This is a genomic window from Kaistella sp. CFF1-2, assembly GCF_059509915.1.
This window is the reverse complement of the sequence record NZ_JCAKLF010000001.1, coordinates 597,616-619,439: the sequence shown is the minus strand read 5'-3', so window position 1 is coordinate 619,439 and position 21,824 is coordinate 597,616. Positions and strand designations below refer to the sequence as shown.

Here is a 21,824-nt window from a genome sequence, read left to right as displayed (position 1 = left end):
AAGGATTTATTAAAAAAAACTAAAAACGATAACCAACTTTTTTTGAAATGAGATTAAGTAATAGGACGAAAGCTCCTTTTTACAATTTTATAAGCACCTTATTATTGATGCTTTTAATTTTTGGAGTTGCTTTATTTATAATTGAACGATACAGGATTGATTTTTTAGGCGTTGAAAGCTATTTATTATTGGTAGTTCCCATTGCTTTATGGATAGTATATTATTTGAGAGGAAGACAGATTTTTGAATACGATAGCGACGGTGAAGCACTTAATTTTAAAAATAGAAATGTAGTTACTTTCTTTGGAAATACTGCAAGTGATGAGTTTCCAAAATATAAATTGATGTCATATGAAGTATTTAATGCCTTTGTATTAAAGAAATTGTATGTAAAAGTTCAAAGCAAAAAGTCCAAATTTATTGTACTGAAATACGATATTTCGTACTTGTCGAATCGTGAAATTCGAGATTTAAAATCATCGTTAAACAAAGTGGTGAAAGCCAATCAAGAGAAAAATACTAAGAGTCAAGAAATAGGTTAATGGCAGAAGAATTCGCAAACGAAGAAGGAAGTTTAAGAAAAGTATCAGGACTGTATAAAGACTGGTTTTTAGATTATGCTTCGTATGTAATTTTAGATCGAGCAATTCCATCGATTTATGACGGTTTTAAGCCGGTTCAGAGACGGATTATGCACTCCATGAGAGAATTGGAGGATGGTCGCTACAATAAAGTGGCGAACATTGTTGGTAATACGATGAAGTATCACCCGCATGGGGATGCGTCTATTACCGATGCGATGGTTCAAATCGGGCAAAAAGAATTGCTAATTGATACCCAAGGAAACTGGGGAAATATTTTCACGGGTGACTCTGCAGCTGCTGCGCGTTATATCGAAGCACGTTTAACACCATTTGCTTTGGATGTGGTTTTTAATCCGAAAACCACGCATTGGTCCAAGTCTTATGACGGTCGTAACAACGAACCTATTGACTTGCCAGTTAAGTTTCCATTGCTTTTAACACAAGGTGTTGAAGGGATTGCGGTGGGAATGTCCACAAAGATTTTACCACATAATTTCAATGAACTGATCAATGCATCGGTTGCTTACTTGAAAGGGAAAAAATTTGAATTATTTCCTGATTTTCAAACGGGCGGCTTTTTAGATGTCTCTGAATACAATGATGGGCAGCGAGGTGGAAAAGTCCGTGCTCGTGCTCGAATTATTCAGCAAGATAAGCATACGTTGGTTATTAATGAACTTCCGTTTTCGAGAACAACAGGAGATTTGATTGATTCCATCTTGAAAGCCAACGAAAAGGGGAAAATCAAAATCAAGAAAATCGAAGATAATACATCGGATAAAGTGGAAATTTTAATTCACTTACACAACGATGTTTCGCCTGATAAAACGATTGATGCATTGTACGCGTTTACGGATTGTCAAGTGACGATTTCTCCAAATGCCTGCGTTATTGTTGATGATAAACCGATTTTTACGAATGTATCGCATATTCTTCGTCACAACACCGATCACACGGTTCATTTATTACAACGTGAACTAGAAATTGAGTTGTTCGAATTGCAAGAAAGTTGGCATTTTGCGTCGTTGGAGCGAATTTTCATCGAGAATAGAATTTACCACGATATTGAAGAAGTAAAATCTTGGGAAGACGTAATCAAAACCATAGATTTAGGTTTGAAACCGCATACAAAACATCTTTTACGCGAAGTTACAGAAGACGATATCGTTCGATTAACTGAGATTCGAATTAAGCGTATTTCTCGTTTTGACTTAGATAAATTCAAAGAAAATATTGCTTCTCTAGAAGGAAAAATTGAAGAAGTAAAACATCATTTGGCGAATTTAATTACGTACGCTATTGATTATTACCTTAACATTCAGAAAAAATACGGTAAAAACCGCGAAAGAAAAACGGAATTGCGTGTGTTTGATACGATTGATGCGACAAAAGTTGCCGTTGCTAATGTCAAATTCTATGCGAATTTTGAAGAAGGATTTATCGGAACTTCGCTTCGTAAAGACGAATATTTGTTCGATTGTTCGGATATTGATGACATCGTGACCTTCCGTCGAGATGGAAGTATGCAAGTCGTAAAAGTGGAGCCAAAAACCTTTGTAGGAAAGGATATTTTGCACGTCGGTGTTTGGAAGAAAAACGACACGCGAACGGTTTACAATATGATTTATCGTGAAGGACGAAACGGCCCGTATTATATGAAACGTTTTACCGTAACGGCGATTACAAGAAATACAGAATATCCTTTGGCATCAGAGCAAAAAGGATCAGAAGTTCTGTATTTTTCAGCTAACCCGAATGGTGAAGCCGAAGTTGTTAATGTTCTTTTGAAACCCAATGCGCGAATTAGAAAACAGCGTTTGGAAATTGACTTTTCCGATTTAGCGATTAAAGGTCGAAATTCCAGAGGAAATCTGGTAACCAAATACGCGATTAAGAAAATTGATTTGAAAGAAGAAGGGGTTTCTACATTGGCGCCACGAAGAATTTGGTTTGATGAAACCGTGAGAAGATTGAATGCAGATGGACGTGGAACGCTTTTAGGAACGTTTAAAGGTGATGATAAAATACTTACCGTCAATTCGAAAGGTGATGTTAAATTGATTTCATTTGACTTAAGTAATCGTTTTGATGACGAATACATTATTTTAGAAAAATGGAAGCCGAATCAGTCGATTTCATGTATTTATTTTGATGGAGAGAAAGGAATCTATTTCATCAAACGTTTCCTTTTGGAAAACACAACGAATGTACAAACGTTCATGCCGTCCGAACATCCAAAGTCATTTATTGAATTTGTAGGAAATGTGGATGGTAGCATTGCAGAAATTACATTTGCTAAAGATAAAACGGGCAAAGTAAAAGATCCGGAAACCATTAATTTAGATGAATTTATCTCTGTAAAAGGTATCAAAGCCATGGGAAATCAATTCATTAAAGATAAAGTGAAATCCATTAATATCATCGTTCCAGAACCTGTTGAAGAAGAGGAGGAAGAGGAAATCATCCTTGAAGAAGATGAAGAAACGGAAATCCCAGAAGAAGGCATTATTGGAGAACTTTTTGATGAAGAATAATGAAAAAGTTTAAAACCATTCTGCTCTTTGTTATTGGACTTCTAGTTTTTACAGGAGCGCTAATTTTTGGCTTGTTAAAGATGGATTATATTCACCTTTCGTCAAGTCATCAAGCGGAAGATTCGGATGTTGAATATCAAGCAGATTCATCTGCTGTGGCGGTAGATTCGGCTTATTCGACGCCACAAGAAGCAGAAGCCTCGATTAATTCTGAGGAACCCGATATGGATGATTATTTACGTTTTTCTGAGTCGGGAGATCCGCTTTCTGCTGCTGATTTGAAAAAATGGGTTGGAAAATATCAAATCAAATTTATTGAAGATGCTGGTGAAAGACCTTATGATGTTATTATCGATATTTCCATTGAGCCGAATGGCGACACTCATCTAGTAATTAATTATCAAGGCAAAGAAAGATATGAAATCGACGAAGGATATCATGTTTATGGGAATTGTACGAAGGCAAATTCGGACAATACCAAGATTGAATTTCTTCCGCAAGTGATTTCCAATGGAGAAGATAAGGGACGAAATACTGGTTTCTTTTTGGAAGAAGTAAAGGGTAGTTACTACTTATACAATCAAATGGCTAACCCAATGAAAGCTACCGAAACGATGGCTATTCCCATTATAAAATTACAATAAAAAGTAAAGAAAAATGACGACAATTCTTATCGCCACCATCGCCATTACGGCTATTATCAGTTTTTATGGATTTAATAATTTGGCTTTTTTCGAAAAGTACAAATTCAATGTAGGTGCAGTTTTGCATCAAAAAGAATACATCCGTTTGCTAAGTGCGGGATTTTTACATGCGGATATCACGCATTTAATTTTCAATATGTTGACGTTGTATTTCTTTGGGCCAATTGTTATTGATGCTTTTGGAGATTTAGGTTTTTTAATCGTTTACATTGGTTCCATTTTATTAGGAAATATTTTCTCCTTATTCATTTATAAAAATCAAAGTTGGTATTCGGCTATTGGTGCAAGTGGAGGTGTTTCGGGGATTTTGTTTGCCGCGATTGCAATGTATCCTCATATTGGAATTATGTTCTTTTTTATTCCAATTCCGATTCCTGGATATCTCTTTGGATTAGCATATTTTGGATACTCGGTTTATTCCATGTTAAATCCTAGACAAAATGATAATATTGGCCACGCTGCGCATTTGGGTGGAGCCTTTTTAGGATTGATTTATTCTGTTGCCATGGCGCCTCATGTTGCGATTTCCAATGCCTTGTATTTAGGAATTATGGCGTTGCCTTTATTGTATTTAGCATACGAAATTTTTGTTCGCAAACGTATTGGATAGTTTATGAATTTTGTAGATATAAAACAGTTTCGGCGGGCCAAAGGCCCGCCGAAACTAGTTTAAAACAATATTATCTACCAACTAAGGTTTTTCATTGGTTAATTCAAATCCCCAATCAATTCCTTTCATTGTAGCCGGAACTCCTGTTGTCATCCAAACTGGAGCTTTAGCACCCTTCAAATAATAATCAAAGAATTGTTGTTGTCTAATCTGGATATCTTTTCTATTCTGACGTTTTTCCAAATTATGCTCTTCACGGTTGTAGTTTAGCAACCAAGATGGTTTCCCTAAACGTTTTAGTCCTGTAAACATTTCAATACCTTGATACCATGGCACAGCTCCATCATTATCATTACTCATAATCGCCACTGGCGTATTCACTTTATCCAAGTAAAATAAAGGGGAGTTTTTCAAATACAAATCTTGCGCTTCCCAAAGCGTTTTACCAATTCTACTTTGCGATTTTTCGTACTGAAACTGTCTGTTCATCCCAGATCCCCAACGGATTCCACCATATGCAGAAGTCATGTTTGCGACCGGCGCTCCTGCCCAAGCAGCTGCGTAACGATCGGTTTGTGTAATCAAATAAGCCACTTGATAACCACCCCAACTTTGCCCTTGAATTCCGATTTTTTTGGCATCAATCCAAGAATTTTTAGCTAAATAATCAACTCCAGAATTAATGTATTCCATAGCCGATTCACCTGGATATCCATCTATATAAGATATGTCTGGTGTGAAAACAATATAACCATTACTTGCGAAATACGAAATGTTCAAACGAGATGGAGTTGGCGCTGGCGCCTGATATTTGTTTAAGTTGTCCGAAAGTTTTTCATAGAAATATACCAACATAGGGTATTTCTTATTCGGGTCAAAATTTTCAGGTTTGTAAAGAACGCCTTCGGATGTATGCCCTTTATCAGTAGTCCATTTTACCAATTCTGCGGTTAGCCAATTGTAGTTTTTTTGCTGCGGATTGGTCGTTGAAAGTTTAATTTGATTTTTAAAATCTGAAGTGGCATACAGATTTGCAGATTGGGTTGAAGATTCTTTTGTTAGAATATATTCATCTGCATTTTTTGCCTTAATAACACCATTGTAACCCCAAACCGCTTCCATTGCAATCTTTTCAGGATATTTTGTTCCGTTGAAATTGGTTTGGAAAATTCCATTTTCTTTAGTCACTTCACTGAATGCCGAAAGCAACAAAGGTTTCTTTCGTGAGTAGCTTTTTACATCAGGATCAAACGTATAGGTGTCGAATGAAATTTTATTTGTTCTTCCGTACGATTGTGTAAGATTTCTTGGTTTTTGCTTTCCATTCAAGTAGAATTCCCAAATATCATAGCGATCCTTAATTAAAACCGACTCATCGTTTTCCGTAAATCCAGCCAAACCGTAGGCTCTAGGTAAATCAGGCATGTCAAACTCTTCGTCAACAAACGAAATTTGAGTGTTTTCATTTAATTTAACGGTCTTTTTGGTCGCTACATTATAACTGTACCAGTTTCCATCAACTCGGTTGAAATACACCATGTATTGACCAAGTGGGGAAGGGATTACATTACCATTTAGATTTTTGATAACTTCTGTTTTTTGACCGTTTGATGTTTGAACTAAGTAAATATCCTTCAAATCGGATCCTGTCCACTGCGAAGCCAAACGCGAATCTTTATTGGTTTCCGTTCCAATAACAAAAGGCGCATTTCCTTCATTCACCATTCGAACGGACTCCATTTTTTCATTACCCAAAGGAATGAAAACGGTGTTGGTTTGTTGCGTATTCGTTACCGATAAATACGATCTCTTCAGGTCGTTTCTAAGATTTTTTAATTGAATGGTTTGCAAATCTTCGTCCTTATAACCCCAAATATCCACAATGGCGTGATCGTTTACAATTAAAGCCGTGTCTTTTACCACGGGCTTTGGCGCAATCCCAAAATACAATTGTTTTCCGTTTTTGCTAAATCGTGGCAAGCTGTTTTCCGAAATCACCCAATTCTTCGGCATTTTCGGATTTTCTTTTTTGTATGTCTTGCTTTTCGAGCCGTCTTGCCCGTAGTAATAAAGCGAATAGTCTTTAATAAGATCATTTTTGTGGGAAGTTGTTCCAACGAAAGCCAACTGAGTTCCAGCTTCATCGAAAGAAAGTTGGCTGAAATCACCTTCCGTTTCCACCAATTTGTTGACTTTATTCTTATCCAAATTCACCCAATTAACAGACTGTAACTCATATTTTTTAGGTGCATTTTTATCTTCTTTCTTCGTTTTGTCCTCTTTTTCAGACTTTTCACCCTCCTCATTAGAAGCTACTTTTTCTTCTGTTTTTTCCTTAGAATCGTCTTTTTTAGCGTCTGGTTTTTTCTTCTCTTCAGGCTTTTTTGTTACATAAGCGAGCTGTTGTCCGAAATCGTTAAAGCTAAATTTAGTAACGTTTTCATAGGTTTCCGACTTGTTTGTAGCCAAATTACGAACCACCATTTTCAAAGGTTTTGCATTGGAATCTTCTGCCGGAGTTGCATCTCCATCTTCTTTTGCAGGCTCTGCCGATTTATCTTTTAAATTTTCTAGTAAATAAGCGATTATAGAACCTCCTTTTGTAGGAATTTTAAAGGATTGCACATTCGGGATTTTCTCGACTGCAAGCGTCTGTAAATTCACAATAAAAAGGGAATCTTTTGCTAATTTTTCCTTCTTCATTTTTTTGTCTTTCACAGCTTTGCTATCCTTATAGAAAGGTTTTACAGAGAAAATTGCGAATTTTGAATCGCTTGTGAACTGAACTTTAGTTCCTCTTGGGAAGTCTATTTTTTTAGAATTATCGGTCTTTTGTAAGGTCAAAACATTATCGCCTTCTTGAGCATCAACACTATAACCTGTCCATTTTCCATCATTGGAAATCAGTCGTGTTGTAATGTTTTGCCAACTGTCGTAAACCGAATGGTCAAGCGCTTTTTTCTGTGCAAACAGGTTAAGCGAAAGCACGAAAAATGCAAAAAGTTGAATTTTTCTTTTCATAAATTTATTTTGATTTGATTATTTTTTTGCAACTACAAAGCGGTCGTTTCCAGAGAGATCCTGGATAAGTTTCGCTTCAGAATAAGCTTCAAATAAAGCCAAAGTTTCAAGCCCTAATTTCTGATTAATTTCTAAGAAAACCAAACCTCCGTTTTTTAAATGTTTCAAGCCATCAAGCGCAATTTTTCGGTAGAAAAGCAATGCGTCTTCCGTCGGTGAAAATAAAGCAATATTGGGTTCGAAATTTTTGACACCAAATCCAATTTCGTTAAACTCATCTTTTCCAATGTATGGCGGATTTGAAATGATAATATCGAACTCTTCTTGAAGTGAATAATTCAAATAATCAGCCTGATGAAATTGAATTTCAAGTTGATGTTTTTCCGCGTTTTTTGTGGCAACTTGGATAGCATCTTCAGAAATATCCATCGTTTGAACTTGCGCATTTGGAAAATATTTTTTCAAAATGATCGGGATAATTCCGCTTCCCGTTCCGATATCTAGTATTTTCGGTTGAGTATCTTTCTCAAATTGATCTCTAATCGTACTGATGGCTATTTCAAGCAGTTCTTCGGTTTCCGGACGTGGAATGAGAACGTGTTCATTCACCGAAAATAAAAGTCCATAAAACTCGGTTTCACCTAAAATTTGTTGATACGGTTTTCCTGTTTTTAATTCTTGAAGTCGTGCTTCCAATTCTTCTTGATCTTGCTGCAAAAGCTCTTGATCGGGAAACGTTCTTTGATGATGCAGCCCAAAACCAACAATTTTTTCTACCAAAAAAGAGTAGATAAAGGCGGTTTCCGAATCGGAATATAAATCGGCTAATTCACGTTTAAAATAACGCTTGCACTCGAGTATCGTCATTTATCTTGTGAAAACTAAATTGGTATCCGTCGATTTTTCTTCATCAATTCTATAACCTTCGTAATTAAATGCTTTTACGTCATTCAACGTTTTGGCTTTGGTTTCCGCACAATAACGCACGACTAAACCTCGAGCGTGTTTCGTGTAAACAACGATGGTTTTTAGTTTCCCGTCTTTCAATTCATAAAAATCAAAATCGATCACTTTACGATTCAATTTTTTTCGATCAATCACTTTTCCGTATTCTTTGCTCGCTAAATTGAGAAGAATTTCAGTCTTCGTCATTTCAGAATCTAATTGTTCCGTCACTTTTTCTGTCCAAAAATCGTATAGATTCTTGTATTTATCGAATTTAAACGGCCTTCCCATTTCCAAACGATACAACATGACTTTGTCAGAAGGTTTTAAAAGTCCGTACAAACCGGAAAGCATTCGGTAATTTTTTTGAAGATAATCTATGGCAGATTTATCCAAAGTCGCAGCATCCAAACCTCTGTAAACCTCTCCAGTAAACGCAAAAAGGGCAGAGGTAGATTCTTTAGCTTTTGGTTTGTCATTCCATTTTTGGTTTCGTTCCCAATTTTCATCTGCTAATTTTGACGAAATCTCCATTAAATCGGATAAATATTTTGGTGATTTTTCTTTTAAATATTTTTGAATATGTGCAGCATCATCAATGAATTTTGGAGTTGTCGCTCTCAAAAGATCGCTCTTATTTTCAATATTCATCAGTTTTGCAGGTGACGTAACGATTTTCATAAAAGTAAATTAAAAAGGAGTGGTAAAATTAGCGAAAGCGTTTAAGCATTCAAAGTTTCTGCATCTGAAATTAGTTGTCTTAAGATTTCTGTTGTAGAAGTTGTTTTAAGATTTCGAAAGGCTTGTCCCACCCAAATTCCAACAAAATCTGTATTTTCCATTTTTTTTGCATAATCGCGAAGCGGCTGAGTAAGCTTGTTTTGATAAGGATATGGCAAAATCAAATTCGAATTTTCGAGCTCGTTGATAAACTTATTTCGTATTCCTTGCGCATAGCGACCTGAAAAACTTTTCGTGAGCATAATTTCATCTTCAGAAAGATTGCTGATTTTTTGTTTTTCAAAGGGTTTGAAATTGCTTTCTTCTGAACACAGCAATGCGGTACCAACAACAAAACCTTGTGCCCCTAAATTTTTCGCAGCAAGAAGTGTTTTTCCGTTTCTGATTCCGCCACCATAAATTAAAGGAGTTTTCACATGGTTAGAAACCTCATTTAAAAGGGCAAAACCGCCGATTTTTGGAATTTTATTTTCTTGGAAACTTCCTCGATGTCCACCTGCTTCCAAACCTTGTACGCAAAGAATATCGATATCCAAATTTTCGAGAATTAAAGCTTCCTTTAGCGAAGTACATGTTCCGATTAAAATAACATCGTAACTTTTTAATTGCTGAATGGTTTCTCGATCTAAACTTCCAAAAGTGAAACTTAAAATCTTGATATTTCCTTCGATAATCTTCTCAATTTGTTTTCGATAACCTTGCGGTTTTATGGCATCAATTTCTGGGAAAAGAACATCCCAATTGAGTTGAAACGCAATTGCTTCTAAACGTTTTTTTGTTCTGTTGTATTTTTCTCGCAATTCATCAGTGATTTCTGGAATTGCATTAGCGAAAATATTTACTGAAAAAGGTCGATCTGTTAGCGTTTTAACTTCTTTAACTTTCTCAAGACAAATTTCGCCATCCCAATCACCTAAAGCCAAAGAACCAAGACAATTCGCTTTTTGAGCAGCCAAAAGCATAGGAATGCTTGAAGCGCCTAACATAGGTGCTTGCAGAATAGGATATTGAATCTTGAGCAAGTCCGTTATTTGATTGGACCAATTCATAGTTTTGGATTTACAATTCGCCTTTACCTTGTCGGATAATTTCAGGTTCACCAGAAGTTAAATCTACAATGGTTGAAGCCACATTATCTCCATAACCACTGTCGATAACTATATCCACTAAATGATCGTATTTCTCTGCTATGAGTTCTGGATCGGTAGAATATTCGAGGATTTCATCATCATCTTTAATGGATGTAGATGCAATAGGATGGCCAAGTTTTTCAACAATTAACTGCGGAATAGAATGGTCGGGAACTCGAATTCCAATTTCCTTATTTCCTTTGTAAGCAAGGGGCAAATTCTTATTTGCTTCTAAAATAAACGTAAATGGTCCAGGAATATGACTTTTCAAAAATCGAAAAACAGACGTATCAATTGGTTTTGTGAAGCTAGAAAGGTGACTAAGATCGTTACAGATAATCGAAAATTGGGCTTTTTCAAGCTTGATTTTTTTAAGTTGAGCCAGCTTTTCCATGGCTTTCACATCATAAATGTTGCAACCAAGGGCATAAACTGTGTCCGAAGGATAAATTATTAATCCACCTTTTGCCAGTGTTTTAACTACCTCATTAATAAGATTTTCTTGAGGATTGTCTGGGTATATTTTTAGAATTTTTGCCATAATCCAAAGGTACAAATTTTAATAAAAGTACGACAAAAAGGGAAAAAAATTTGGAAGGTGAATAAATAGTCGTATATTTGCAGTCCAATATCGCGGGGTAGAGCAGTAGGTAGCTCGTCGGGCTCATAACCCGGAGGTCGCACGTTCGAGTCGTGTCCCCGCTACTAAGACAACGCTTTCGGTAGGCGTTACAGAAAATATACCGCGGGGTAGAGCAGTAGGTAGCTCGTCGGGCTCATAACCCGGAGGTCGCACGTTCGAGTCGTGTCCCCGCTACCAACAGGAGAATCAAGTCGTGATTCTCCTTTTTTTGTGCTTTTATTTGGCTTTTTTCCTTCCCAATTTTCGTTAATATTTCAGCCAAAATTCTTATTAAAGTATTAAAATTTAAATTTAATTGATTGTAAATCAATAACTTAACATTTATCACTAAAAAAATAGTTGTATAAATTGTTTTAATATCTATATTTGTATCACTACGTAATTAGTTATTGAGATGAAGATACAAACGTTAACCAAAGCAGAAGAGCAAATCATGCAATATCTATGGAAAATCAAAAAAGGTTTTCTAAAAGATGTTCTTGATCAGTTTCCAGAACCGAAACCTCATACCAATACGGTGTCTACCATATTAAAAGTTTTGAAGGACAAAAACTTTGTTGATTTTGAGGTTTTTGGGAGACAGCATGAATATTTTCCGATGATTACGCAAGAGCAGTACAGCGGAAAATCTATGAAAAGTTTGGTGAAAAATTATTTTTCAGGATCGTATAAAAATGCAGTTTCTTTCCTTGTCGAAAAGAACGAAATGAGCATTGAAGATCTTGAAATGTTGTTAAACGAACTTAAAGATAAGGACTAATGGAAGCAATTTTACTCTACATCGGTAAAATGATTTTATGTTCCGGTGTACTATTTTCGTACTATCAGTTGTTCTTAAGAGACAGAACGTTTCATCACTACAATCGGTTTTACTTGGTTGGCGTGTTGCTTGTTTCTTTGGTATTGCCTCTATTGAAGATAGATTATTTTACCATCGAAGTAGATTCTAGTATGTATATTTTGTTGAGTAAGTTTCAGAATTTTAATACCGCTAATACAGATAACCATGACTACATTTATCTTCAATATGCTGCTTACGCTCTTGGATTGGTTTCTTTCTTTTTTCTAGCCAAATTGGGCTATGGAATTGTAAAGATTATACAGTTTAAAAGAACGTTTAGCGAAGAAAGTATCCAAGGAATTAAGTTTTATCAAACAAACTTATTGGATGCGCCTTTCTCATTTTTCCGAAATCTATTTTGGAAAGATACCATCCTTTTGCAATCGGATTTGGGACGCCAAATTCTAAAACACGAAATGGTTCATATTGAACAGAAACACAGTATCGACAAGCTTTTATCAGAGGTTTTGGTTGCTGTATTTTGGTTCAATCCATTTTTTCATATCATCAAAAAAGAAATCTCTTTAATTCATGAGTATTTAGCCGATAAAAAATCGGTGAAGAATTCGGATACGAAAGCATTTGCGCAGATGCTTTTGGCAAGCCACTTTTCCGGAAAAGTATTGCCCGCAACCAGTCCGTTTTTAAGCTCAAACCTAAAAAAACGATTAAAAATGTTACAAAAACCTAAAACAAAGTACAGTTATGCGCGTAGGCTTTTTGCCTTACCCATTTTGTTTGTCATGGCCTTTGCCTATTTGGTAAACGCTAAAAATAGAGAAATAAAAACGACGAACAACGAATTGAAAGCTATGGTTGAGGAAATGGGTCAAACTCAAATTTCAGATACCGCAAAGGCTAAAACTCCAAAAGGTGAGAGCATCGAGTTGGAAGCTCATAAAATTAAAAAAGAGCAAGAAAAATTGAAATTGGAATTGAAAAATTTAAAGTTGAATTCAAACGGTGATAAAGAAGTTGAGATTGCAAAAAAGCAATTAAAATTAGCCATATTAGATTCTGCTATGCGAAAATTGCCATTAAGAGATTATCAGGGAAAAATTAAAAAGGTTATAATTAATGGTGTTGAAATGGATTCATCGTATGTAAAGCAATATTTTGGTAAATACCAGGATACGGATCAAGAGTGGAAAGTTGTTGAAGGGACTGAGCTAAATTTAGATGCTATAAAAAAGGAAGCTTCAAAAAGAGCGGCAGAAGCCAATAAATTGGCAGCTGAAGCAAGTAAAATTGCTAATGAGGAATTGCGAAAATCAAACGTTTATCGCCTAGAAAGTGTATTTTATGATGATGCAAAAGCAAGGCAAACTCTTACCAAAAAAGAACAGAAAAAACTTAATGAGTTAAACAAAAAACAAAAAGAACTTGCTGAAGAAGCTGCAAAATTGGCAAAAGAAAGAGCAAAGCTTTTGAAAACGGATAAGTACATTACAAGTTCATCTCGATATACGTTTACGCCTACAACTCCAAAAACGCCTACGCCTCCAAAATCTTCTTTAAAAATAGAACCAGGTTGGATGTTGAATGTTAATGCTTATCCTACGGCTAAAGGACAAGGATTCTCGAAAGATAATTTCAAAGATGAATCATACACTAAGATTACAATCGATGGGAAAGAGGCTTCTAAACAAGATATAAAAGATTTAGATCCTAAAAAAATTGATCATATCAGTGTTTTCAAAAATAACAATGATGGTCAAAAGGCAAACGAAATTGAAATAATCCTAAAAAAATAATAGCTATTAATTTAGTTTCGAGCGTCGCAGGCGCTCGAAACTAAATTCCAAATTCCCAGATCACTGTACTATGAAAAAATTAACGATTTTCTTAATCCTATTCTCTGCTTTATATTTCGCACAAAATCAACGATTTATGTACGAATATAAATTCGTAATGGACTCCACAAATAAAGAAGATGTGAAAAATGAACTCATGTATTTGGATGCTTTCAAGGAAGGATCGCATTTTTACAGCCGAACTGTTTTTGAATCCGACTCAATTATGAAAGCGGATTTAGAAAAACAATTGAAAGCTACAGGATCAATTAATGTTCGCTCCGATATGCGAAAAGGAGATGTTCGATATTCGGTGACCAAAACCTATCCGAAATACGATGTTTTCATGCATACTCGTTTATTGTCAGATCAATACAAAGTAGCGGAGGATCGAAAAATGAATTGGAAAATAAGTTCAGAGAAACAAAAAATTGGTGAATGGAATGCTCAAAAAGCAGAAACCGATTTCGGTGGGCGGCATTGGATTGCTTGGTTCTCTACCGATATTCCTGTTCAAGATGGTCCTTACAAATTTCACGGTTTACCCGGCATAATTGTTAAATTGGAAGATAGAACAGGAACCCATCGTTTTGAATTAAAAGGAATCAAAAATTCAGTTCAAAAAGTTGAAATGCCTTTTTCTGCTAAAGAAATTGCAATTAATAGAAAACAATACAATCGTTTGGTAGAAGATTATGAAAATGATCCTACAAAAGGATATAGACAAATGCAAATGGGCGGGATGGTTATGATTATGGCGGATGGACAAAGCGCTGACATGAAAAAGCAAGAGGAAATTATCAAGGAACGTTTGCGTAAAAACAATAACAAAATAGAACTAAAACGAGATTAATATGAAATTTTTACTAGGTTTATTTTTAGCTTTTTCAGCTTTAGTATCGGCACAGAATCAACGTTTTATGTACGAATACAAATTTGTTCCCGATATCAATGTAAAAGATACGGTGAAAACGGAAATGATGTATTTGGATATTACACCAACAGGTTCGCATTATTACAGCCGTCAGAAATTTATTTCAGACTCCATTATGACTGCGCAAATTAAGGAGCAAATGCGAACAACACCAGGAAGTTTCTCCGTAAAGTCAACAGGAAAGCAAGGTTTGGTGAAGGAAGAAGTTATTAAAACCTATCCTTCTTTTGAAATGATTCTAAAAACATCTATTGGAAACTATCGCTACAAAGTACTAGATACTTCTAAAATGCAATGGAATATTCTACCTGAAAAGGAAAAAGTAGGCGAATATATGGCTCAAAAAGCAACAACTTCGTTTGGCGGAAGAGAATGGACGGCTTGGTTTTCTAGCGATTTACCATTTCAAGATGGACCGTACAAGTTTCATGGTCTTCCAGGTCTGATTGTGAAATTAGAAGATGCATCTAAAACACATCGTATTACGTTGGAAGGAAATACCACTTTTGCTACCGATAAAGCAACGGATGAAAGTTTAAATATTCCAGGACAAAGCATTGTGATTGGTGGATTGAATGGTAAAGAATTAAATGTTACCGCAGCTCAATTCAAGAAGTCGTACAAAGAATATGCGAATGATCCAGCTAAAGAAATGCGTCAAATGCTCGCTAGTGCGGGGCCTACGAATAAAGTAACGATTCGTTTTCAAGATAATAGTGGAAAGATGTCTTCATCGAACGAAGAAGCATTGCGTTTTATGGAACAAGATGCAAAAGAACGGATCAAAAAAGACAATAACAAGATTGAACCTAATCTTTATGAATAATCTTGAAAAACCTAAAAAGTAATTTTTAGGTTTTTTAATTCAAAAAAATAAAATATTGATTACTAATTTTATATAAATTAACATCGAAAAAAAATCACGATTCATGAAAAGACTATTTCTACTTTTTGCCGTAATGGCAGCTGCAATGAGCTTTGCTCAAAACCAAAAATTTACGTATAAATTGACCATGCAAAAGAATAGCAAAGATGGTTCTGAAAAAAAGCCCTTAGAAGAAATGGTTGCTTTGGTGGTTTCCAAAGAAGGCTCTCTATTCTATAACGAAGATAAAGTAATAGCAGACTCAACTATTTCTTCATCCATTCAAAAAGCAAAAGGAACTGGAAATTTCAACTTAGATTTTAGTGGTGTGAAAATGGCAACGTTTTCTCCAATTGTGAACAAAACCTATCCTAGCTATACGACAACCGTGATGGATAGAGTTGGTGGTAATTTGTTCGAGTATGATGAAACCCGCAAACCAGAATGGAAAATTCTTCCAGAAAAACAAAAAATTGGCGAATGGGAATGTCAAAAAGCGTCGCTTTCGTATCTAGGAAGAGAGTGGATAGCTTGGTTTACATCAGATATTCCGGTTCAAGATGGACCCTATATTTTTCACGGATTGCCAGGGCTTATTGTCAAAATTTCAGATTTGGAAAACTTATACACCTTCGAATTAGAAGGAGTTAAAAATAAGTTTACTGTAGCTAACATCAAAAAGGACAAGTTGATGAAAATTAACTACGATAAGTTTAGAAAAGCCTATCAAGAAAACTATTTGGATCCAGGGAAATCTATGCGTGCAATGACGGGAAGTATGAGTGGCACTGTTACCTCATTTAAAATGATAGAAAATGGAAAAGAAGTTGATATGAAGGAAATGGAACGCAAACAAAACGAACAAGCTAAGACTCGAAAGTTATATGATCTCACTCCAATTGATAAAGATTTAATTAAAGAATAAACAAAAACCCCTGAATTTTCAGGGGTTTTTTATTTTTAGAAAAGTAGCTTACACTAATTTTTTAGAATCTGCGATAAATTGTTCCAAACCTTTATCTGTTAAAGGGTGGTTCAATAAAGACAAAATCGGAGGAAGTGGTGATGTGATCACATCGGCACCAATTTTTGCACAGTTGATAATATGCATCGAATGACGAATGGAAGCTGCTAGAATCTCTGTATCGTAACCGTAGTTATCGTAGATTATTCTAATCTCTTCAATTAAAGCCAAACCATCTGTAGAAATATCATCCAATCTTCCCAAGAAAGGCGAAACGTACGTTGCACCCGCTTTTGCAGCTAGCAAAGCTTGTCCAGCAGAGAAAATAAGCGTACAGTTGGTTTTAATTCCTTTGTCAGAAAAATACTTCAACGCTTTGATTCCGTCTTTAATCATCGGGATTTTTACCACGATGTTCGGGTGAATTGCAGCAAGCTCGTCACCTTCTTTAATCATTTCTTCGTACGTTGTAGAAAGTACTTCCGCAGAAATAGCTCCATCTACCAATTCGCAAATCGCTTTGTAATGGTTTTTGATGGCTTCAGCACCGCTGATTCCTTCTTTTGCCATTAATGAAGGATTGGTTGTTACACCATCTAAAATACCTAAATCACGAGCTTCTTTAATTTGTTCGAGATTGGCTGTGTCAATAAAAAATTTCATTCTTCCTTTTATTAAATTCTTAATGCCCACAAAGATACGAAATGAACGCTGATTTCAAAACGTAATTCCCTCGTCTTTTTGGTTTTAATTTTCTAATTTTATAAGCTAAATTGTGTGGTTATGAATTTTAAAAATCGATGGATTCCTGTTTTTATGTCGGTTTCGGCATTGGCTTTTGCGCAACAAAAAACCTATTGCAATCCTATTAATATCGATTATGGATATACGCCTTTTGACGTTTTTTCTAAACAAGGGAAGCATCGTGCGACGGCTGATCCAGTCATTGTTAATTTTCAGAAAAAATTATTTCTTTTTTCTACCAATCAAGAAGGCTACTGGCATAGCGATAATATGTTGGATTGGACTTTTGTTAAACGTAAATTTCTCCGCGATAACAAATACATTCATGATCTTAATGCACCTGCTGTTTGGGCGATGAAAGATACGTTGTATGTGTACGGTTCGACTTGGGAGCAAGATTTTCCGATTTGGAAAAGCACAAATCCTACTGTTGATGATTGGAAGATCGCTGTTGATACATTAAAAGTTGGCGCTTGGGATCCTGCTTTTCATTATGATGAAGATAAAGACAAACTCTATTTATATTGGGGTTCAAGCAACGAATGGCCTCTTTTAGGAACAGAAGTGAAAACCAAAACATTGCAATCGGAAGGTTTTGTGAAACCTATAATTAAGCTGAAGCCTGAAGATCACGGCTGGGAACGTTTTGGCGAATACAATGATAATGTTTTCTTGCAACCCTTTACAGAAGGCGCTTGGGTGACGAAACATAATGGAAAATACTATATGCAGTATGGCGCTCCAGCAACCGAATTTAGCGGATATGCAGATGGCGTTTATGTAAGTAATAATCCGCTCGAAGGATATGAATACCAAAAGCACAATCCATTTTCCTACAAACCAGGTGGTTTTGCTCGTGGTGCTGGTCATGGAGCAACGTTCCAAGATAATTTCAGCAATTATTGGCATGTTTCAACGATTTTTATTTCAACTAAAAATAATTTCGAAAGACGTTTAGGGATTTGGCCTGCTGGTTTTGATAAAGATGATGTCATGTACAGCAATACGGCGTACGGCGATTATCCAACGTTGTTGCCTCAATATGCACAAGGAAAAGACTTTACAAAAGGTTTATTCACGGGTTGGATGTTGTTGAATTACAATAAGCCTGTTCAGGTTTCGTCAACAATAGGAGGTTATCAACCAAATTATGCTGTGGATGAAGATATTAAAACCTATTGGTCGGCCAAATCGGGGAATTCGGGTGAGTGGTTTCAAACGGATTTAGGAGAAATTTCAACAATCAATGCGATTCAGATAAATTATGCCGATCAGGATGTTGAGTTTATGGGAAAAACTCATGGAAAGATGCATCAATACAAAATTTATGGATCTAATGATGGTAAAAATTGGAAAGTTATTGTTGACAAATCCAAGAACCAAAAAGACGTTCCGCACGATTATGTTGAATTGGAAAAACCAGCAACCGCTCGATTCATGAAAATGGAAAACTTGAAAATGCCAACGGGGAAATTTGCGTTGAGTGGTTTCCGAGTTTTTGGAAAAGGCGGCGGTGTTGCCCCGAAAATGGTAGAAGATTTTGTTCCACTTCGAGCAGATCCGAAGAAGTTTGGCGAGCGACGAAGCATTTGGATGAAATGGCGTCAAAACATCGCAGCTGACGGTTATGTCATTTATTTTGGGAAAGATCCTGACAAATTATATGGAAGCATCATGGTTTACGGTAAAAATGAATATTTCTGGACAGGAGCTGATCGTGTTGACTCGTATTATTTTCAGATTGAAGCGTTTAACGCGAACGGAATTTCGGAAAGAACTCCTGTTATGAAATCAGAATAAAGAGTATATTTGATAAAAATGAATGTTATGAAAAAAGGAATTGTTTTCGCATTGGCGCTTTGTTCAAGTTTTGCATTAGCTCAAGATTTGAAGAACGATTTTAAAGGAACTTCGAAAAAAGAACAAGATCAAAGAAATTACGCGTTTTCAAAAGTTTTTGAATTATCGAAGTCAATTTATTTCATAGAAAATGCGGTTTCAACTAATTTGAATGTCTTGGATGGAAAAATGGACGTTATTGAGTCGGTTACCGTTCTTACAAATGCGGCAAATTCACCACAGGAGTTTAAAACGCTTTTTGATAATCCGATATCAGGTATTATTTTAGTTAAAGTGAAAAAGGATTCTCCTACATTGGAAACGGTTTCGATTCAAGATTTAAACAAAAAATATAATCTAGATCCTTCGCAGCCAATTTATGTGGATGGAAACAAGGTTTCGTCAAAATACAATTTGGTAGAAAGTCCGAAAAATGAATACAGTTTGATTTCGGTGGAAGGACAAAATTTCCTTGCTGTTCATAGCAAACCGAAATTATCCCCAGGAATTTAATAAAATAAAGCGCTCATCTGAGTGCTTTTTTTATTTTTGCAAGATGAAAATTGCATTTTTAGGTCCAGAAGCTAGTTTTACGCAGTTGGTGACCTCCAAAATTTTTGCCCACGAAGAAATTATTCCTCAAACCACCATTTTGGATTGTTTTTACGCCGTACGTAACGGAATGGTTGATAAGGCCGTCGTTCCTTTGGAAAATTCCATTGAAGGAACGGTTTCGATGACGTTGGATTTGTTGTATGATTTCGAAGATATTTTTATCGAAGGCGAAGCTGTTTTACCCATTGCCCATCATTTGATGGTTCATCCTGATAACGATACGTTTGAGAAAATTTATTCGCATCCGCAGGCGTTAGCGCAAACATTTCATTTCAGATTTTCCTATTTTAAAGATATTCCGACTCAAGAATTTAGTTCTACAGCGGCTTCTGCAAAGCGTGTTGCGGATAATCCCAATGAAAAATGGGCGGCGATCGCTAATAAGTCGGCGGCGGAATTGTATGGCTTGAAAATTCTACATGAAAATGTTCAGGATTTTGAACAAAATCACACCCGTTTTATCGTGATTTCAAAACAACGAAACAGAATAGAATTAAATAGAGTTCCCATTACTCGAAAATCGTCTTTGCTAATCACACTTCCGGAAGATCATGCGGGAGGTTTGCATCAAGTTCTTTCGGTTTTTGCTTGGCGTAAAATGAACCTTTCAAAAATTGAATCCCGAACGCTGAAAACAGGTTTAGGAAATTATTTCTTTTTTATCAATGTGAATGGCGATTGGGATAACGTTTTGTATCAAAATTCGTTAGCAGAATTGGAATCAATTCATGCGAAAGCTCGTTTCCTAGGAGATTACGACGAATTTCTTTTGGACGAATAATAGAAATAAGAAATTTTGTCCGTGAGCAAATCACACAAAAGACAATTTTACCGAATTATTAACGGTTTATAAAGTTTTTATAAAGTTTGTTAAGAAAAGATGGCCGTTATCATTAACGGCATTTTTTTTGTGATTATAAATTCGATTAAATGATTAAGCAAAAAACATTCATTCATATTTAACATTAGATTTTTCAAATAATAAAGCACTGATTTTTCAGTGCTTTATTTATTTGTACTTGTCTTTCCATTTTTTCTTGAGTTCTTCCGCGATTTTTTTTTCGGTAGAATTAGAACCTGGTTCATAAAATTGTACTCCAGTAATTTCTTGCGGAAGGAATTCCAAATCCACAAAATTTCCTTGATGGGAATGGGCATATTGATAGTTTTTACCATAATCCATTTCTTTCATCAACTTGGTTGGCGCATTTCGCAAATGCAAAGGCACCGGAAGATTTCCTGTCTTTTTTACAAAATCCATCGCCATATTGATGGCAAGGTATGTTGAATTACTTTTCGGCGAAACAGCAAGATAAACCGCCGTTTCACTTAAAATAATTCGAGCTTCAGGATTTCCGATGAGGTTGATGGCTTGAAAACACGCATTCGCCATCGTTAACGCATTGGGATTGGCTAAGCCAATATCTTCAGATGCTAAAATCACCATTCGGCGGGCGATAAATTTAATGTCTTCACCACCAACTAACATTCTGGCAAGCCAATAGACCGCCGCATTAGGATCGCTTCCACGAATGGATTTAATGAAGGCTGAAATAATATCGTAATGTTGCTCACCATTTTTATCGTAAAGCGCCATATTTTCTTGTAAAACAGCCAATACGTCTTCATTAGAAATACGTTCTTTTTTGGAGTTTTTGTATTGATTAAGAACGATTTCAACAGAATTTATTAATTTTCGAGCATCACCACCTGAATATTGGATCAATGCTGTTTTTTCTTCAATTTTGAATTTTTCCTTTTCGTCTTGATTGTATCGTTCTAATGCAATATCAATTAACTCTTCCAACTTTTCATACGAAAGCGCTTTCAAAACGTAGACTTGCGATCGAGAAAGCAAAGCCGAAACAACTTCAAAACTTGGATTTTCTGTTGTTGCACCCACCAAAACGATCCAGCCTTTTTCTACTGCATGCAAAAGCGAATCTTGCTGGCTTTTATTAAAACGATGAATTTCGTCAATAAAAAGAATGGGTGATTTTCCTGAAAAAAGATTTTGCTTTTTGGCTTCTTCAATAACATCTCGAACGTCTTTCACACCTGAGGAAACAGCCGAAAGTTTATAAAATTTTCGTCCCGAGTTTTCCGAGATAATCTCGGCTAAAGTCGTTTTTCCCGTTCCTGGAGGTCCCCAAAAAATCAATGAATTCAAGGTGTCATTTTCAATCATTTTTCGGATGGGACCCGATTTTCCCGTCAAATGTTCTTGTCCAAGGACATCATCTAATGTTTTAGGACGTAATTTTTCAGCTAAAGGAATGTTGCTCATGATTTTTTCTCAAATGAATCACCCAAAAGT

19 protein-coding genes and 2 tRNA genes are annotated in these 21,824 nt (G+C 35.8%); 14 read left to right on the top strand and 7 right to left on the bottom strand.

Annotated elements, in window-relative coordinates; all coding sequences use genetic code 11:
• Positions 1-47 precede the first annotated feature (47 nt).
• Genes AC5XHR_RS02880 through AC5XHR_RS02865 form a run of 4 tightly spaced genes read left to right on the top strand, consistent with a single transcriptional unit; the run spans position 48 to position 4,432 of the window.
• Positions 48-542 carry a hypothetical protein gene (locus AC5XHR_RS02880; RefSeq protein ID WP_495949271.1) on the top strand — a complete coding sequence of 165 codons (495 nt, stop codon included), beginning with the start codon at positions 48-50 and terminating at the stop codon, positions 540-542.
• Entirely contained in the window at positions 542-3,118 is a 2,577-nt protein-coding gene (locus tag AC5XHR_RS02875; protein WP_495949270.1) for a DNA gyrase/topoisomerase IV subunit A, read from the top strand. Before AC5XHR_RS02880 ends, AC5XHR_RS02875 begins: the two co-directional genes overlap by 1 nt.
• Positions 3,118-3,762 carry a hypothetical protein gene (locus tag AC5XHR_RS02870; protein ID WP_495949269.1) on the top strand — a complete coding sequence of 215 codons (645 nt, stop codon included), beginning with the start codon at positions 3,118-3,120 and terminating at the stop codon, positions 3,760-3,762. Before AC5XHR_RS02875 ends, AC5XHR_RS02870 begins: the two co-directional genes overlap by 1 nt.
• A gap of 13 nt (positions 3,763-3,775) precedes the next feature.
• Positions 3,776-4,432, top strand: coding sequence for a rhomboid family intramembrane serine protease (locus AC5XHR_RS02865; protein WP_495949268.1), 657 nt, complete (start codon positions 3,776-3,778; stop codon positions 4,430-4,432).
• Positions 4,433-4,513: 81 nt separating this feature from the next.
• Here the strand turns inward: AC5XHR_RS02865 and AC5XHR_RS02860 are convergent, their stop codons facing one another.
• From AC5XHR_RS02860 to AC5XHR_RS02840, 5 genes are read right to left on the bottom strand one after another with little or no spacing between them, the layout of a single operon-like run.
• Positions 4,514-7,453, bottom strand: a complete 2,940-nt coding sequence (locus AC5XHR_RS02860; RefSeq protein ID WP_495949267.1) for an alpha/beta hydrolase family protein — start codon at positions 7,451-7,453, stop codon at positions 4,514-4,516.
• Positions 7,454-7,471: 18 nt separating this feature from the next.
• Positions 7,472-8,320, bottom strand: coding sequence for a peptide chain release factor N(5)-glutamine methyltransferase (prmC, locus tag AC5XHR_RS02855; RefSeq protein WP_495949266.1), 849 nt, complete (start codon positions 8,318-8,320; stop codon positions 7,472-7,474).
• A complete protein-coding gene (yaaA, locus tag AC5XHR_RS02850) occupies positions 8,321-9,079 on the bottom strand; it encodes a peroxide stress protein YaaA (protein ID WP_495949265.1) in 759 nt (252 codons plus the stop codon).
• A 41-nt stretch (positions 9,080-9,120) separates the two neighbouring features.
• On the bottom strand, positions 9,121-10,188 hold the full coding sequence (locus AC5XHR_RS02845) for an NAD(P)H-dependent flavin oxidoreductase (protein WP_495949264.1): 1,068 nt from the start codon (positions 10,186-10,188) through the stop codon (positions 9,121-9,123).
• 10 nt (positions 10,189-10,198) lie between these two features.
• On the bottom strand, positions 10,199-10,810 hold the full coding sequence (locus AC5XHR_RS02840; protein ID WP_495949263.1) for an L-threonylcarbamoyladenylate synthase: 612 nt from the start codon (positions 10,808-10,810) through the stop codon (positions 10,199-10,201).
• A gap of 91 nt (positions 10,811-10,901) precedes the next feature.
• On the opposite strand from AC5XHR_RS02840, the gene AC5XHR_RS02835 reads away from it, so the two are divergent.
• The 7 genes from AC5XHR_RS02835 (at position 10,902) to AC5XHR_RS02805 (ending at position 16,270) form a co-directional block, all read left to right on the top strand.
• Positions 10,902-10,974, top strand: a tRNA-Met gene (locus AC5XHR_RS02835).
• Between the two features lie 39 nt (positions 10,975-11,013).
• Positions 11,014-11,089, top strand: a tRNA-Met gene (locus AC5XHR_RS02830).
• Positions 11,090-11,306: 217 nt separating this feature from the next.
• Positions 11,307-11,672: a BlaI/MecI/CopY family transcriptional regulator gene (locus AC5XHR_RS02825; RefSeq protein WP_495949262.1), complete on the top strand. Its 366-nt coding sequence runs from the start codon at positions 11,307-11,309 to the stop codon at positions 11,670-11,672.
• Positions 11,672-13,507: a M56 family metallopeptidase gene (locus AC5XHR_RS02820; RefSeq protein WP_495949261.1), complete on the top strand. Its 1,836-nt coding sequence runs from the start codon at positions 11,672-11,674 to the stop codon at positions 13,505-13,507. The genes AC5XHR_RS02825 and AC5XHR_RS02820 overlap by 1 nt, the downstream gene beginning before the upstream one ends.
• Positions 13,508-13,577: 70 nt before the next feature.
• A complete protein-coding gene (locus tag AC5XHR_RS02815) occupies positions 13,578-14,399 on the top strand; it encodes a GLPGLI family protein (RefSeq protein WP_495949260.1) in 822 nt (273 codons plus the stop codon).
• Position 14,400: 1 nt separating this feature from the next.
• The gene (locus AC5XHR_RS02810; protein WP_495949259.1) at positions 14,401-15,306 is read left to right on the top strand and encodes a GLPGLI family protein; all 906 of its coding nucleotides are present in this window, start codon (positions 14,401-14,403) and stop codon (positions 15,304-15,306) included.
• A 103-nt stretch (positions 15,307-15,409) separates the two neighbouring features.
• Complete coding sequence (locus AC5XHR_RS02805) at positions 15,410-16,270, top strand: GLPGLI family protein (RefSeq protein ID WP_495949258.1); 861 nt, start codon at positions 15,410-15,412, stop codon at positions 16,268-16,270.
• A 48-nt stretch (positions 16,271-16,318) separates the two neighbouring features.
• Here the strand turns inward: AC5XHR_RS02805 and fsa are convergent, their stop codons facing one another.
• Positions 16,319-16,972: a fructose-6-phosphate aldolase gene (gene fsa / locus AC5XHR_RS02800; RefSeq protein ID WP_495949257.1), complete on the bottom strand. Its 654-nt coding sequence runs from the start codon at positions 16,970-16,972 to the stop codon at positions 16,319-16,321.
• 120 nt (positions 16,973-17,092) lie between these two features.
• Between fsa and AC5XHR_RS02795 the strand changes: the two genes are divergently transcribed.
• Genes AC5XHR_RS02795 through pheA form a run of 3 tightly spaced genes read left to right on the top strand, consistent with a single transcriptional unit; the run spans position 17,093 to position 20,288 of the window.
• Complete coding sequence (locus tag AC5XHR_RS02795; protein WP_495949256.1) at positions 17,093-18,853, top strand: discoidin domain-containing protein; 1,761 nt, start codon at positions 17,093-17,095, stop codon at positions 18,851-18,853.
• A gap of 27 nt (positions 18,854-18,880) precedes the next feature.
• Positions 18,881-19,405, top strand: a complete 525-nt coding sequence (locus AC5XHR_RS02790) for a hypothetical protein (protein ID WP_495949255.1) — start codon at positions 18,881-18,883, stop codon at positions 19,403-19,405.
• 43 nt (positions 19,406-19,448) lie between these two features.
• Positions 19,449-20,288, top strand: coding sequence for a prephenate dehydratase (gene pheA / locus AC5XHR_RS02785; protein WP_495949254.1), 840 nt, complete (start codon positions 19,449-19,451; stop codon positions 20,286-20,288).
• A gap of 228 nt (positions 20,289-20,516) precedes the next feature.
• Here pheA and AC5XHR_RS02780 read toward each other — a convergent pair whose 3' ends face one another.
• Positions 20,517-21,797: a replication-associated recombination protein A gene (locus AC5XHR_RS02780; protein ID WP_495949708.1), complete on the bottom strand. Its 1,281-nt coding sequence runs from the start codon at positions 21,795-21,797 to the stop codon at positions 20,517-20,519.
• Positions 21,798-21,824: the final 27 nt, after the last annotated feature.

Coding starts and splice junctions, on each gene's coding strand:
- AC5XHR_RS02880 (WP_495949271.1), top strand. CDS start 48: ATGAGATTAAGTAATAGGACGAAAGCTCCTTTTTACAATTTTATAAGC.
- AC5XHR_RS02875 (WP_495949270.1), top strand. CDS start 542: ATGGCAGAAGAATTCGCAAACGAAGAAGGAAGTTTAAGAAAAGTATCA.
- AC5XHR_RS02870 (WP_495949269.1), top strand. CDS start 3,118: ATGAAAAAGTTTAAAACCATTCTGCTCTTTGTTATTGGACTTCTAGTT.
- AC5XHR_RS02865 (WP_495949268.1), top strand. CDS start 3,776: ATGACGACAATTCTTATCGCCACCATCGCCATTACGGCTATTATCAGT.
- AC5XHR_RS02860 (WP_495949267.1), bottom strand. CDS start 7,453: ATGAAAAGAAAAATTCAACTTTTTGCATTTTTCGTGCTTTCGCTTAAC.
- prmC (WP_495949266.1), bottom strand. CDS start 8,320: ATGACGATACTCGAGTGCAAGCGTTATTTTAAACGTGAATTAGCCGAT.
- yaaA (WP_495949265.1), bottom strand. CDS start 9,079: ATGAAAATCGTTACGTCACCTGCAAAACTGATGAATATTGAAAATAAG.
- AC5XHR_RS02845 (WP_495949264.1), bottom strand. CDS start 10,188: ATGAATTGGTCCAATCAAATAACGGACTTGCTCAAGATTCAATATCCT.
- AC5XHR_RS02840 (WP_495949263.1), bottom strand. CDS start 10,810: ATGGCAAAAATTCTAAAAATATACCCAGACAATCCTCAAGAAAATCTT.
- AC5XHR_RS02825 (WP_495949262.1), top strand. CDS start 11,307: ATGAAGATACAAACGTTAACCAAAGCAGAAGAGCAAATCATGCAATAT.
- AC5XHR_RS02820 (WP_495949261.1), top strand. CDS start 11,672: ATGGAAGCAATTTTACTCTACATCGGTAAAATGATTTTATGTTCCGGT.
- AC5XHR_RS02815 (WP_495949260.1), top strand. CDS start 13,578: ATGAAAAAATTAACGATTTTCTTAATCCTATTCTCTGCTTTATATTTC.
- AC5XHR_RS02810 (WP_495949259.1), top strand. CDS start 14,401: ATGAAATTTTTACTAGGTTTATTTTTAGCTTTTTCAGCTTTAGTATCG.
- AC5XHR_RS02805 (WP_495949258.1), top strand. CDS start 15,410: ATGAAAAGACTATTTCTACTTTTTGCCGTAATGGCAGCTGCAATGAGC.
- fsa (WP_495949257.1), bottom strand. CDS start 16,972: ATGAAATTTTTTATTGACACAGCCAATCTCGAACAAATTAAAGAAGCT.
- AC5XHR_RS02795 (WP_495949256.1), top strand. CDS start 17,093: ATGAATTTTAAAAATCGATGGATTCCTGTTTTTATGTCGGTTTCGGCA.
- AC5XHR_RS02790 (WP_495949255.1), top strand. CDS start 18,881: ATGAAAAAAGGAATTGTTTTCGCATTGGCGCTTTGTTCAAGTTTTGCA.
- pheA (WP_495949254.1), top strand. CDS start 19,449: ATGAAAATTGCATTTTTAGGTCCAGAAGCTAGTTTTACGCAGTTGGTG.